Source organism: Acinetobacter sp. V91_7 (assembly GCF_031799075.1).
GTDB lineage: Bacteria > Pseudomonadota > Gammaproteobacteria > Pseudomonadales > Moraxellaceae > Acinetobacter > Acinetobacter calcoaceticus.
Window position 1 is genome coordinate 59,547 of sequence record NZ_JAVQNT010000044.1, and the last position, 12,946, is coordinate 72,492.

The following is a 12,946-nucleotide window of genomic DNA, read 5'->3' on the forward strand; positions in this document are numbered from 1 at the left end:
TTTGGGTGCTATAACTTATTGTGACTTCGTTTTTTGATTAGAAAGAATGGTGACCATAACCAATGCAGCAATGAGACCAAGGTGTTCAAAGAAACTATTAAACGTACTAAAGAATGCTGGACCTGTATGATTCCAAAAATCGTTTGCAACAAGCATCGCTATTGCGGTTAGACAGCCTAAAGCTCCAGCCCCTAGCCAGACAAACCGATTAAAAATAACCAAGAGCGAACCAACAATTTCAATAACAATTGCCGTAGCTGCCCAGAGCCAAGCAGGCTGTAAACCAAAACTTGCTTGCTCCTCAATTGCCAGATGAAACCCTATGAATTTATTAATCCCCCCCACTAAATAAGCCGAAACTAATGCAACTCTTAGAAGTGGAAGCAACCCATGAATTGATAAAATCTTTTTCACCCATACAGGGTTATTATTAATCAAGTCACTCATCTATTTACCTCATTGATATTTCAATTTTCTAATATCCCAATAAATTTATGAAACACTTAAAATATCAATTAAAAAATATAAAATTAACTTTTTAAAATGCATATTAATATTCTCAAGAATAGTTAATTTTAATTTAAATATATAAAATATTATTTATATCACTTACCACCAAAAAACAAAACCAACCACTAGGCTATATAAAATCAAAAATAAATGTAAACTACTAGATATTTATTTAAATACAAACTGTATCCTTAAAAGATACAATGATTGATAACCATAAGATCATAATATAGTTTAGCGACACGCCAACTTAGCCTTTCAAAATTTAATGGATAAACTAGACTGTATTAATACTTTTATCAGCGTTGTCGAAAGTGGAAATTTTAGTAATGCCTCTAGAAATTTAGGAATCAGCAGAGATCAGGTTTCTAAAAGAATTTTTTATTTAGAAAGTCTATTTAGTACATCATTGTTTATTCGCAACACTAGAAAGATGGACCTCACTCGCTCAGGAGAGAAGTTCTATCAACGTTGTAAAGTCATTGTTAAAGAATTAGATTTAGCGGCTAATGACTTTATATATGATCAAAAGTACCCTGAGGGTATATTAAAAATCAACGCTCCTCATGCTTTTATTCAAACTTGCTTTTCAGATATTATTTCTAATTTTCTAATTCAATATCCGAACATAGAAATTGACCTCTTATTTTCAGAAAAAACAATAGATATCAATGAAAGTAAATTTGATATTGTTTTAAAAATTGAAGAAGACATTAAAGAAGAAAATATTTTTATTCTAGACACCTATAAAAGAAATTTCTATGCAACATCTGCTTTTTTAAATAAGCATGGAAAACCTAAAAGCATAGATGAATTAAGAAAACATAATATATTATTATATTCAGGGTCAGATTTAAAAAATAAAATTATTAATTCAAGCCCTCAACTGATCTGCAACAATATCGAAATCCTGTTAGATTTATGCAAGAAAAATCAAAGTATTTTATTTATACCTGATTTTTTAGCAAAAAAATATGAAGATGACGGAGTTATTATTAATTGCTCGCAAGACATCTTTTCATCAAAACTTCATTTTTATGCAACCACCCCTTATGGATCAAAAATTCCAAAAAAGGTTGAGCTTTTCTTAGACTCATTAAAGCAACATTTTTCTAACGATCACTGAAATTTTATAATTTAGTTTTTCAATCACATGCTGCTATGCGTTTTTCAACCCCATCAAAAAACAATCCAGCACCTTCTCTCGCTCATTTGCCACATCTGAGCTTAAAAGCTGAATAATTGCGCCTTCAATCATATATAAAAATAGTTTGGCATCTTGAAATGAAACATCAGTTTTGAGTGTTCTAAGCTGGCTATAGATTTCATTGATTAGCCAAGTTCTATACCTCACTGCGGTTTGGTAGGCTTTTGGATAGGTCAGTTTCGTTTCAAAAATTGCTTTAAATAATAAATAGTAGTACCCCTCTAAATCGGTATGTAAGAAATAAAGTGCCTTGAGTTTATCAATCGCGCTCGTGTGGTTGGCGTACTCAGCAATTGAAATCACTTTTTCTTTTAGCCGTTCTTTTTGCACGGTCAAACAGATTTCAATAAACCGCTCTTTAGAGTGAAAATAATGATAAAAAGTCGCTTTTGGAATTTCAGACTCTTTCACAATTCTGTCGACCCCAACCGTATGAAATCCGTGATGGTGAAATAAATGAATCGACGTATGAATGACTTGGATAGCACGCGTTGGGAGAACTAACTTTGGCATAGTTTTACCGTTATAAATTAAATTTTTGTTGTATATAAATGAGATACAAAAAGCCGCTGCCCTTTTTGGGAGAAAAAAAGGCATAGCAAAGCCGTAAAGACTGTGCTTGGCACATCTCAAGTTTTATTGTTGAAATAAGTTTTTAGCCGTAATGACTTAAAGTCTGAAAAGCCGATGAGCCTTCAAACTGTTTAAAGATAAATTAAGTGGTGTCGTTATAGCTTTTGGCAAAGGCTGCCAAGAAATTATGAATGTGCAAAGCCAACTCCTTTTTATTGGGAGTTCTGCCAGAGCATGAATTAGGACTTATGGTGGCAGAACGAAAGAGGGTTGACAGACTGGCTCAAGACCCAGCACGCACGAAGGCGTCCCCCTTCCGTCCTACCGCAACAAAAGGGAGACGAACGGGTCTACATTAAAAAAACGAATTTTTTCAATGTACTTGAGCACGGCCTGTCAAAGCCGGCTGGCAATGTGGCCAGCAGGCAAAGGATAAGCTTCACATTTGTTGCAGTCAAGCACACAAAATGACATTTGCTTTAAACTAGATCATTAAAAAGTAATGTTAAATAATGAATAAGTTATTGTTAAATTGGGGTTTATAAAGTTGCGGAATTTTGAGATATAGCGGTTTAGGAAACTAGAAATGCGCTAGTGCGGCTTCCGCCACCTGCGCTTTATTATCAAAGTTATTGTTTAATTGAGTATTTGCAATATGCCCTAAAGCTATGAGGTTTTTCTATTTTTAAAAGAACGCTATCCTGCAAGATAAATATACTGCGTTGATAAATTAATTTATTTTATCAATTTTAAAAATTTTACCACTTAGAGTACTTTGAAAAAACATTTCAAAACCCGGTCGTATATCTTCACCTTCAACTGTAATGTATTTTAAATTAGAAAAACATTGAGTATTAGCGAAATAATTATCTACTGTTGCCTGAATGACGTATTTAATTCCAAACTGGTCTTTAACACTGATATTTTGTTTAAGCATGACGATATCCTAATAAAATTATGGCAGAAATAATGGACCCGCCTAAATATCCAATAGCAAACTGAGTTTTAACTAACTCTATAATCTAATTTAAATAGTTGATTTATAGACGCATAAAAGGTGCGACCATCTAAATTTAAATCAACTTCAATTCCAGAGGAAAGAAGAACTCTTTTACCAACTTCAACAGTTTTAAAACCTTCACGTGTATTTTGTATTCTATTTAGAGGAATTAAAGACACTAAAATTTCTGTACCATTTTTAGATTTTGCAATTAAATCATTTATTTTTAACAATTTATATCCTAAATTAAAATTTACTTATAATCTTAAAATAATTTTAAAATTAATTTAAAGTGAAAAGCACTCATTAGTGCTTTTCATTTTTGACTGCTTATAATTATTTATAGAGCAACAATATTTACAGCATTTGGGCCTTTTTGGCCTTGTGCAACACTGAATTCAACACGTTGACCTTCAGCAAGAGTTCTGAAACCTGAGTTAGCGATTTCGCTAAAATGAGCGAAAACGTCTGGTCCTGATTCTGGTTGGATAAAGCCGAAACCTTTAGCTTCGTTAAACCACTTAACAGTACCTTTCATGATATTTGAATTAGACATAATACATCCTAGTTTTTTTAAAAATTTAAACCATTTTATTGGTTATGAGTAACATCGAAATAATAAAGAATGGAGCTGAAAATCTGAAAAAAACGAAGGATTATGACTAATACTGCGGTACTTAGAGAAGATTTACCAAACATGACTTTTTCTAGTTATGTTCATTGTATACGAAAAATAAAATTAATCAAGTTTTCTAATATATATATTTATTTTATTTATAAAATAAGGTGATGTTCTGGATTCTAAGTGTTGATAAGCAAGTTGTGCTCAATGTAGGCAGGCAAAGGACAGTGCTACCCTTTTGCAGTCAAGCAAATGACATTTATTTTAAAATAGATCATTAAAAAGTAAGAATAAATAATGGATAAGTGATTGTTAAATGAGGGTTTATAAAGGGGAAATTTAATCTTTTTTAGTTAATTGGATGTTAAGAAAATGAGTGAACAAATTTCGCTCTTTTTAAAGGGATGATTGAAGATATTTAGTCTTATAAATTGCTTTTATCCAATATAATATAAACTTTGAGTGATATATTAAAACTTTCTTTAATATTCTCTAAAGATATCGAGTTGATGGAATCATTTTAATAAAAAATTTCGAAAAAATAAATAAATTTATAAGTTCTATTACAAGAATAATGTCAATAAAAAATCATGTATAATAAATTTAAATTCGTTAAAACAAGGGTTTAGGCATGAACAAAACTTTAAAATTATATAGTTTTAAAGATAAAGATATGTGTGAGATTAAAGAACTAAATGCAACAAGTATCAAGTTAATTGAAAACTATGAAAATATTTTAAGAAAATTTGATGAAAGATTTTTTTTATTTTATTGCATTCAAGAAAATTATAATTCTTTTAATGATGATCTTTCTTCATTTGTAAAAGATATAAAGGTTGAGGAATCACACATTGCAAGTATTAATTTTATAAAAATCAATAGGATATTTAACAGAGGTTTAATAAATATATTAGCGGCATTTAAAACTATGTTGGAACATCTTGAAACTAGTATAAAAAGAGAGTTTGGTGAAGAATCAAATGAAATTAATTTCTTTAAAAAAATTCAGAAAGATGAATTCGATAATAATTTTTCATATTCTTTCTGCTACAAATTAAGAAACTATATTCAACATTGCAGCACACCCAGCTTAAAATTCTCTTTAGAATATTCAAGGAATAATTCAGATGAACCCACTGTTTCTTCAAAATTTCATTTCAATAGAGATGATCTAATTAAAAATTATGATAGTTGGGGCCCCGTTAAAGAAAGGTTATCCTTAAAAGAGGAAACATTTTGTGTTTTCACGGTATTGAACGAACTTATTAATTCAATAACTAGAATATTTATTGAAATGAAAGAAATATTTCAATTTGAACAGATTAAAAAAGCAAAAAACTATATTATTTCTTTGCTCAATGAGGAAGAAGGTTATATAGGTCAAGATTACGCTATAGGAATTTTTGATAAAGAAAAAGGTTTAAAAGCTAATATGATAAAAACCTCCCTATTAAAAAGTTTTAATGATTTTAATGAAATAATTAACTCTTATTAATAATATTGCTGTGACAAAAGTGCTATTCCGTATCTTTAAATGGTGGAAACTCTTTTTTAAGAGTTTCCCACTCATTCACGGTACCTTATATTGATTATTAAGCACCTTTAAAACTCATTATCTTAGACTTCCTTACTAAAAGCTTTAACCAAGATACTCATCCCCTTAGGAAGGATGAAAAACTCTATCATAGTGAAATTATACTGATCACCATTAGGGCGAACCCGAACAACTTTCTCATATTTGGTTTCACAATAACCACGTGACTGACTATAGTAAGTTGAAGTACGCACATTGTTAAGGTGACGATCCCAATTATGTTCCCGCAGCCAGCTAGCTAATATTTGTCTTTTAATATTCAAGATTTTGCATGCTTGCTGAAACTTCACTCCTGTAGGTGTTTGAGTAATGGTGTCGATCGTTCGCTCTAAAAACTGATTCTGAGTTTCAAGATGAATTACTTGCTCTGTATAATCCAAAAGAGCACGGCGTAAAGCATGAGGATTTGAAATATCTACCACCACTTTATCTCCCTCAGAGAAAATTGGATCATTTAAATTAGGCTGATCTAAAGCATTACGCTTAATACTTAATAGTTCACCAGCTTGATGGTAGATAACTCGGTTTAGTTGCATTTATTTAGCTCCATACGGTTGTGTTTGATGGAGCTAGTGAAGCAAATCCAATAAGGTGGCATACAAGTGACACTTCTATAAAAAAAGGTGATACCTCAAAGTGTCACCTTATAGTAAGTATTTATAATAAATCACTTTTTTGGATTTGTGATTGCACAAATTCTTTTAACTAAATTTGTTTGGGAAATATTTCGATTCTTTAGAATATTAGTTATAGCTGGGGTATGCTCTTGATATGGATACTGATTACGTAAATACTTTTCTTCCCAAACTTCAATAGCTATTAATAGTTCAGGAGCATGATTTGGATGGTTAGGGTCAAGCGAAGGATGGGGCTTCAAAGTAGTTTGATCGAGTAAAACTATATCTTCTTGCTCAATATTTGTATTTTGAATTTTTTCCCAATGTGCATTAAATAATTTATCACTTTCTCGACCAATATATGTTGAAATATCATCTAATTGATCGAGCTTTATATCTCCATATCTTATATCAGTATACAAAACATGACGTATTTTCACATCAACAATTAAATCCTTTAATGGTTCAAAATAGCGCAGATCATCTTCATCTATCAATATATGATTAAGATGATAATAATCTACATCGTAACCAAAATCAGTTGAATTAAATTTTTCATTGTCAAAGAAATCAAGAACAAAAGAAATCGACTGATCAGAATTAATTTTATTCAATTTTATAAACTCTGTTTCTCCTATCCTCATATATACATCACAGTGATTATAAAATTTTGTATTTTTCAAAAATTTAACAAAATTTTGAATTGATTGATTAAATGTCTCGCAAAAGCTTTGAATACACCATATTAATTCTATATATTTTTTACTTTCTTGATTTATCGCTTCAGTTATACCTATTTTATTCTTTTTTTTCTTAAGCGGCCTTCCAAACTCCAAAATTTCTATCAATTTTAGCCTTTTAAAGTTATCAAAATTTTTTACATCCTCTTTTGACCAATAATATTGTCCAAATCTTCTTTCTAGCTCAATTCCAGCAATTATTTTATTCTCTAAATGCTCACCATCTAGAGAATCACAATTATTAAAAATAAAAGGTATCAAAGCTTGTTTTAAAGTTCCAACACCAGAATCGTGTTCATAAACGTGCTCAATTATAAATTTTTTACACTCTCTTATTTCAGACGTATAATCGTCAAAATATTCATAAGTACATATTGAATCTATATCACTTTGAAATAAGAAATGTCCAACCTCTTCCCACCCATTATCTGAAAGTTGATAAAGTACTTCTAGTATATCTAGCAATCTTATGTAGTTCTCTTCTACATTTTTCTCTTTTTCAGAAAACAATCCCATAATGCCTCCCACAGCAACCCAATAAAGTGGCTAGGTCAATAAGATTGGGTATCTTACTTTCGGGAGCAAACCTAGACCTAGCAAAGTAAATATAAGCGATAAAAATCTAAATAAGAACATATAAAGCTAAGTAATACGTCTAATTGTGTCGCACAGTAATTTTAAATCCATAGAAATAAAATATTTATGAGTTCAAGCAAAAGGCGAATGATTTTCAAAATTAAATTTAGTGAATCTAACAGCGTTTTATAGGGTGATTTTACTGAACCTGAAGTGGTTTTTCTGGTTTGATTAATTTTATTCGACATCTAGATACATCCTTTCAAAATTAACAGGGATGTACTTAATTATTCACATGGTAGCCTTAGAAAATAGAGAAAAACTTTTTTTACTTTTTCCCTTTCATTTTTTCATAACTATTAATTATGCTTTCTGGATTTTTAATAATCATATCATCTGCTTGTCTTTTAATTGGCTGCCCTGCTTCTCGTTCTTGTTTTATCCAACTTTTCAAATTATCTAAGGTAATTTCCTCGTATTCATAGCAGACTAATTCAATTGCTCTCTTTTTTACGTTTAAAACTCTTAGATAACAATAATATGTCAAAACTGCTTCATATCTCCTTGGATCTGCTGGAGCTCCATTTTCTTCCTTGGAGATATATTTGGTTGGATTTATTATTTGATCTTTACCCCTAGCTCTTACAATTCCATATGCCCACTCCTTTTCCATTTTAGTTAAAGGCTTATCATTTTTTATTTTTTCAGCAATTTCTATCATGAATTTGCCTTGATTTATGCAAGCACGTATTTCATCATCACGTGTTGCATCACCTAGAAAGCCATTAAACATCCAATCTTTAGCCATTTCCAATTACACTATCAATCTCATCGGTTCACTGTATTATCTCTATTCACTATTCAAAATACACTCTTTTATTCTAGGCGCCTTTAACACCTTTCTTGCAATATGCCTTTAGTATTTTTATAAGTTTATACAAAGTAATAAAAAAAGCCCTAAACCATTACAGTTTAGGGCTTTTTAAGTCATGTAAAGCTATTCGAGTTTATATGACTTTAATGTCTTGGTAGGTATATCCAGACTCGAACTGGAGACCTCTACGATGTCAACGTAGCGCTCTAACCAACTGAGCTATACACCTAAGATGGAAAGCATAATATTCATTTTTCAAAAGCAAAACAAGTGATTTTCAATTGAAAAAAATACAAATGAGCAGACTTTAAGCAAACTTTTTTCATTTTCTAAAAAAGAAAAACGGTACATGGTTTAACCACATACCGTTTTGTTTAGCTGAATTTAACTCTCAACTTAACAAGGGCATTTCTTTAAAGTACCGCCAGCCGATGGATAACGCGCATCGACACAATAGCGATAGAAAGTTTTAGCATCCATTGGCGTTAAATCAGAATGATGAAGCTTCATATGTTCCAGATAAGTTTGATAATCTGGCACACCGACCATGAGTCGAAAGCTTTGCTGCAAACGCTGCCACAGTGTTGCAATGCGTGACCAGTTCTTTGGAGAGAGCAACAGCTCTTTTTGTGAGAGCACCGTCATTTTGATGATTTTCGCAATAATGACAGTTCCATTCTTTGCAAATTTAAAATTCATCATTACTCTCCTCGCGTGGTGACCACTTCAGGATCAGCATATACAGCTGGGGATTCATTTACAGTCGGTGTTGGGCTTGCTAAAGCACGGCGTACAATACCAATTGAAGCAATAATCATGACAATCGACACAATCATAAAGAAGCCACAAAGCGCAGCATTAATCTGATTAGACATCACAATGTTTTGCATCTCAGCAATAGTTTTAGCTGGTTTAAGAATTTCACCACGAGCGATTGCATCTGAAAATCTATTTGCTTGCGCTAAGAAACCAATCTTTGGATTTTCGTGGAAAATCTTTTGCCAACCCGCAGTCATACAGGTCACGAATAAGAAAATTGTTGGGATAATCGTCACCCATACATATTTTTCTTTTTTCATTTTAAACAAAATGACTGTACCTAAAATGAGTGCCATTGAAGCCAGCATCTGGTTACCAACACCAAACAGAGGCCATAAGGAGTTAACGCCACCTAATGGGTCAATCACACCTTGATAGACGAAGAATCCCCATCCACCTACTGCAACTGCTGTACCCACTAAGTTACCCACGAATGAACCAGAAGATTTAACCGCAGGAATCACAATACCCACTGTGTCTTGCACCATGAAACGACAAGCACGAGTTCCGGCATCTACAGCAGTTAAGATGAATAATGCTTCAAACAAAATCGCAAAGTGGTACCAAAATGCCATCATTGAACGGCTATTGAAAATTTCCGAAATGATGTGCGCCATACCAATTGCAAAGGTAGGTGCACCACCTGTACGCGATAAAATCGAAGTTTCTCCGACTTCCTGTGCCAACAGCGTTAACATTTCAGGGGTAACGACAAATCCTAAATTACGAACCGCTTCTGCCGCTGATTCTACAGTTGTACCAAGTACAGCCGCGGGTGCATTAATTGCAAAGTACACGCCTGGGTCTAGGACAGTTGCACAGATCATCGCCATAATACCGACGAAAGACTCCATGAGCATGCCACCATAACCAATCACGCGAATATCTGCTTCGTTATCAATGAGTTTTGGTGTAGTACCACTTGATACAAGCGCATGGAAACCAGAAATGGCACCACAGGCAATAGTAATAAATAGGAATGGAAATAAACTACCTGAGAAAACAGGACCAGTACCATCAATAAAATGGGTCACTGCTGGCATTTTTAATTCAGGTAATGCAATGATAATACCGACTGCTAAACCGAGAATGACACCAATTTTAAGGAAAGTTGATAGATAATCACGTGGCGCTAACAATAACCAGACAGGTAATACTGAAGCAATAAATCCATAAATAATTAAGCACCATGTAAGCTGTGTTCCGGTTAAGGTGAAAAACTCACCCCAGTATGGATCTGCTGCAACATGTCCGCCATAAACAATGGCAAGCATCATTAAGACGAAGCCAATAATAGAAACTTCAGCAATACGTCCCGGGCGAATAAATCGCATGTAAACGCCCATAAATAATGCAATTGGAATAGTTGCTGCAATAGTAAAAACACCCCATGGACTATGGGCAAGTGCTTTAACCACAACTAAGGCCAATACCGCAAGGATAATAATCATTACCCCAAGCGCGCCAAGCATTACAACGATACCAGCAAAAGAACCCAGTTCCTGTTTTGCCATTTCACCAAGCGAACGACCGTCTCGACGCGTTGAAATAAATAAAACTAAGAAGTCTTGTACTGCACCTGCGACAACCACACCGACCAGTAGCCAGATTGTCCCTGGTAAAAAACCCATTTGTGCAGCCAAAATTGGCCCGACTAATGGTCCCGCTCCGGCAATTGCCGCAAAGTGATGACCAAAAAGTACGTATTTATTGGTGGGAACATAATCCAGACCATCGGCTAAACGATGTGCTGGGGTTAAACGTCTTGGGTTTAATTCAAATACTTTAGTTGCAATAAATAGACTATAAAATCGATATGCGATGCTATATACACATGCTGCAGCAAGTACAAGCCAAACCGCATTGACATGTTCACCACGACTGAGTGCCAGCATCCCAAAAGAAATTGCACCTATAATTGCCACTAGGCTCCAGACCAGCTTGGAGGGAAGCGTAGATTTCGCTTGCATTGTGTCCATTCTTAACCTCTCAATAAATAACTACAGCATTTTTATATTGTTATGTACTGTTCTATCAAATCCTTGTGACTGTACTCCTCCTTTAATTTTTTTCCTCTTATACTTTCGCATAAAAAAAGGGATGATTTACATCATCCCTTCGATAATAGTTTATTTTTTAACTATTATGCACGCTCTAAATAATCGCCAGTACGAGTATCTACACGAACGCTATCTTCTTGCTGAACAAATAACGGAACACGAACAACCGCACCTGTTTCAAGCTTAGCTGGTTTACCGCCACCGCCAGATGTATCACCGCGTACACCTGGATCAGTTTCAACAATTTTTAATACTACGAAGTTCGGTGCACTTACAGTTAAAGGCACACCGTTGAACAACATAATAGTACATTTTTCATTTGAATCGTCTTTTAACCATTTAGCTGCATCGCCCATTGCAGTTTTGTCTGCAGCGATTTGCTCAAAAGTTACAGGATCCATGAAGTTCCAAAGCTCGCCATCATTGTATAAGTAGTCCATTTCTACTTCTACGATGTCAGCCGCTTCTACAGTATCGCCAGACTTAAAAGTTTTTTCTAAAACTTTACCAGTTCTAAGGTTACGTAATTTTACGCGGTTGAACGCTTGACCTTTACCTGGTTTTACGTATTCATTTTCCATGATTGAACATGGGTTACTGTCAAGCATGACCTTAAGGCCCGGCTTGAAATCATTTGTAGAATAATTGGCCATGACTGGCACACTCCAAACTTAACAAGTCAACTATGCGATATAATGCGTTGTTGCATTATCTTAATCGTGTCAAATGATAAACTATTTATACCAAGAGCAAAACTGGCAATCGCAACTGAGTGACCTTATTACAGATCCTTTGGAGTTGCTAAACCTACTCGAGTTATCCACCGATCAGCTATTATCAGGTGCGATTCTGGCTTCTGAACAGTTTAAATTACGGGTTCCTCGCGCGTTCGTCGGAAAAATGAACGTTAAAAACCCTTTTGACCCGCTTTTGCTACAGGTTTTACCTCATCATTTAGAACTTGAGGAACATCCTGAATTTGTAACTGACCCTTTAGGCGAAGAAGCAGCAAATCAATTACCCGGTGTATTACATAAATATCAATCACGTTTTTTACTGACTTTGACGGGTGCTTGTGCCGTACATTGCCGTTATTGTTTCCGTCGACATTTCCCCTATCAAGAAAATTTACCGAAAAATGACGATTGGCCAAATATAAAAAACTATATTGAAGCGAATCCGCACATTAATGAAATCATTTTGAGTGGTGGCGACCCCCTTACGCTTTCTAATCGTAAATTAGCACTTTGGCTAGAACGCTTATCATCTCTCAAACAAATTAAGATTCTGAGAATTCATTCACGGGTTCCAATTGTTATTCCAAACCGTATCGACGAAGAGCTTATTTCTTTATTAAAAAACAGTAGGCTGCGTATTATTCTGGTGGTACACTCAAACCACGCTTCTGAACTCGATGACTTTACCTGTTCAAAATTGTTGCAGTTATCTGCCGAGCACATTACTGTACTTAATCAGGCAGTTTTGCTTAAAGGTGTTAATGATTCTGCACAGACATTAATTGATTTAAGTTATCGTTTATTTGAAGCTCGCGTTATGCCTTATTACTTACATGTTTTAGATAAAGTAAAAGGTGCACAACATTTTGATTTAATACCATCTGAGATAGATGATATATATCGTGATGTGTTAGCGAACCTACCGGGGTATTTGGTTCCTAAACTCGTCAGGGAAATTGCGGGCGAAAAGAATAAAACACCGCTTTTTGGGGCAACAACATTTTGAGTTATATAATA

At 33.9% G+C, this 12,946-nt stretch carries 14 protein-coding genes and 1 tRNA gene; 3 read left to right on the forward strand and 12 right to left on the reverse strand.

Annotation, left to right across the window (positions count from 1 at the left end):
- Positions 1-15: 15 nt before the first annotated feature.
- Entirely contained in the window at positions 16-447 is a 432-nt protein-coding gene (locus RMB03_RS18440; RefSeq protein WP_198079677.1) for a DoxX family protein, read from the reverse strand.
- Positions 448-778: 331 nt separating this feature from the next.
- On the opposite strand from RMB03_RS18440, the gene RMB03_RS18445 reads away from it, so the two are divergent.
- Entirely contained in the window at positions 779-1,636 is an 858-nt protein-coding gene (locus RMB03_RS18445) for a LysR family transcriptional regulator (RefSeq protein ID WP_311077211.1), read from the forward strand.
- A gap of 33 nt (positions 1,637-1,669) precedes the next feature.
- Here the strand turns inward: RMB03_RS18445 and RMB03_RS18450 are convergent, their stop codons facing one another.
- The 4 genes from RMB03_RS18450 to RMB03_RS18465 all read right to left on the reverse strand — a co-directional run bounded on the left by RMB03_RS18450 (position 1,670) and on the right by RMB03_RS18465 (position 3,846).
- On the reverse strand, positions 1,670-2,230 hold the full coding sequence (locus RMB03_RS18450; protein ID WP_311077212.1) for a TetR/AcrR family transcriptional regulator: 561 nt from the start codon (positions 2,228-2,230) through the stop codon (positions 1,670-1,672).
- Between the two features lie 790 nt (positions 2,231-3,020).
- Positions 3,021-3,227 (reverse strand): hypothetical protein, encoded by a 207-nt coding sequence (locus RMB03_RS18455; RefSeq protein WP_004643550.1) that lies wholly within the window; start codon positions 3,225-3,227, stop codon positions 3,021-3,023.
- Positions 3,228-3,295: 68 nt separating this feature from the next.
- A complete protein-coding gene (locus tag RMB03_RS18460; protein ID WP_003650533.1) occupies positions 3,296-3,523 on the reverse strand; it encodes a hypothetical protein in 228 nt (75 codons plus the stop codon).
- Between the two features lie 107 nt (positions 3,524-3,630).
- Positions 3,631-3,846: a cold-shock protein gene (locus RMB03_RS18465; RefSeq protein WP_003650532.1), complete on the reverse strand. Its 216-nt coding sequence runs from the start codon at positions 3,844-3,846 to the stop codon at positions 3,631-3,633.
- Between the two features lie 697 nt (positions 3,847-4,543).
- Between RMB03_RS18465 and RMB03_RS18470 the strand changes: the two genes are divergently transcribed.
- A complete protein-coding gene (locus RMB03_RS18470) occupies positions 4,544-5,407 on the forward strand; it encodes a hypothetical protein (RefSeq protein ID WP_311077213.1) in 864 nt (287 codons plus the stop codon).
- Positions 5,408-5,529: 122 nt separating this feature from the next.
- On the opposite strand, the gene RMB03_RS18475 is transcribed toward RMB03_RS18470, so the two are convergent.
- The 7 genes from RMB03_RS18475 to efp form a co-directional block, all read right to left on the reverse strand.
- Positions 5,530-6,042 carry a phage antirepressor KilAC domain-containing protein gene (locus RMB03_RS18475; RefSeq protein WP_311077214.1) on the reverse strand — a complete coding sequence of 171 codons (513 nt, stop codon included), beginning with the start codon at positions 6,040-6,042 and terminating at the stop codon, positions 5,530-5,532.
- A 131-nt stretch (positions 6,043-6,173) separates the two neighbouring features.
- Positions 6,174-7,379 carry a hypothetical protein gene (locus tag RMB03_RS18480; protein WP_311077215.1) on the reverse strand — a complete coding sequence of 402 codons (1,206 nt, stop codon included), beginning with the start codon at positions 7,377-7,379 and terminating at the stop codon, positions 6,174-6,176.
- 388 nt (positions 7,380-7,767) lie between these two features.
- Complete coding sequence (locus RMB03_RS18485; protein WP_311077216.1) at positions 7,768-8,247, reverse strand: hypothetical protein; 480 nt, start codon at positions 8,245-8,247, stop codon at positions 7,768-7,770.
- Positions 8,248-8,465: 218 nt separating this feature from the next.
- Positions 8,466-8,542, reverse strand: a tRNA-Val gene (locus RMB03_RS18490).
- 167 nt (positions 8,543-8,709) lie between these two features.
- Complete coding sequence (locus RMB03_RS18495) at positions 8,710-9,015, reverse strand: YbdD/YjiX family protein (RefSeq protein WP_004643555.1); 306 nt, start codon at positions 9,013-9,015, stop codon at positions 8,710-8,712.
- The gene (locus RMB03_RS18500; protein WP_003650483.1) at positions 9,015-11,111 is read right to left on the reverse strand and encodes a carbon starvation CstA family protein; all 2,097 of its coding nucleotides are present in this window, start codon (positions 11,109-11,111) and stop codon (positions 9,015-9,017) included. Before RMB03_RS18500 ends, RMB03_RS18495 begins: the two co-directional genes overlap by 1 nt.
- Positions 11,112-11,275: 164 nt before the next feature.
- On the reverse strand, positions 11,276-11,845 hold the full coding sequence (gene efp / locus RMB03_RS18505) for an elongation factor P (protein ID WP_004643557.1): 570 nt from the start codon (positions 11,843-11,845) through the stop codon (positions 11,276-11,278).
- 73 nt (positions 11,846-11,918) lie between these two features.
- Between efp and epmB the strand changes: the two genes are divergently transcribed.
- Entirely contained in the window at positions 11,919-12,935 is a 1,017-nt protein-coding gene (epmB, locus tag RMB03_RS18510; protein ID WP_017387929.1) for an EF-P beta-lysylation protein EpmB, read from the forward strand.
- Positions 12,936-12,946: the final 11 nt, after the last annotated feature.

Bases quoted from the DNA above. Each gene is read 5' to 3' on its own strand.
- RMB03_RS18440 (WP_198079677.1), bottom strand. From the start codon at position 447: ATGAGTGACTTGATTAATAATAACCCTGTATGGGTGAAAAAGATTTTA.
- RMB03_RS18445 (WP_311077211.1), top strand. From the start codon at position 779: ATGGATAAACTAGACTGTATTAATACTTTTATCAGCGTTGTCGAAAGT.
- RMB03_RS18450 (WP_311077212.1), bottom strand. From the start codon at position 2,230: ATGCCAAAGTTAGTTCTCCCAACGCGTGCTATCCAAGTCATTCATACG.
- RMB03_RS18455 (WP_004643550.1), bottom strand. From the start codon at position 3,227: ATGCTTAAACAAAATATCAGTGTTAAAGACCAGTTTGGAATTAAATAC.
- RMB03_RS18465 (WP_003650532.1), bottom strand. From the start codon at position 3,846: ATGTCTAATTCAAATATCATGAAAGGTACTGTTAAGTGGTTTAACGAA.
- RMB03_RS18470 (WP_311077213.1), top strand. From the start codon at position 4,544: ATGAACAAAACTTTAAAATTATATAGTTTTAAAGATAAAGATATGTGT.
- RMB03_RS18475 (WP_311077214.1), bottom strand. From the start codon at position 6,042: ATGCAACTAAACCGAGTTATCTACCATCAAGCTGGTGAACTATTAAGT.
- RMB03_RS18480 (WP_311077215.1), bottom strand. From the start codon at position 7,379: ATGGGATTGTTTTCTGAAAAAGAGAAAAATGTAGAAGAGAACTACATA.
- RMB03_RS18485 (WP_311077216.1), bottom strand. From the start codon at position 8,247: ATGGCTAAAGATTGGATGTTTAATGGCTTTCTAGGTGATGCAACACGT.
- RMB03_RS18495 (WP_004643555.1), bottom strand. From the start codon at position 9,015: ATGATGAATTTTAAATTTGCAAAGAATGGAACTGTCATTATTGCGAAA.
- RMB03_RS18500 (WP_003650483.1), bottom strand. From the start codon at position 11,111: ATGGACACAATGCAAGCGAAATCTACGCTTCCCTCCAAGCTGGTCTGG.
- efp (WP_004643557.1), bottom strand. From the start codon at position 11,845: ATGGCCAATTATTCTACAAATGATTTCAAGCCGGGCCTTAAGGTCATG.
- epmB (WP_017387929.1), top strand. From the start codon at position 11,919: ATGATAAACTATTTATACCAAGAGCAAAACTGGCAATCGCAACTGAGT.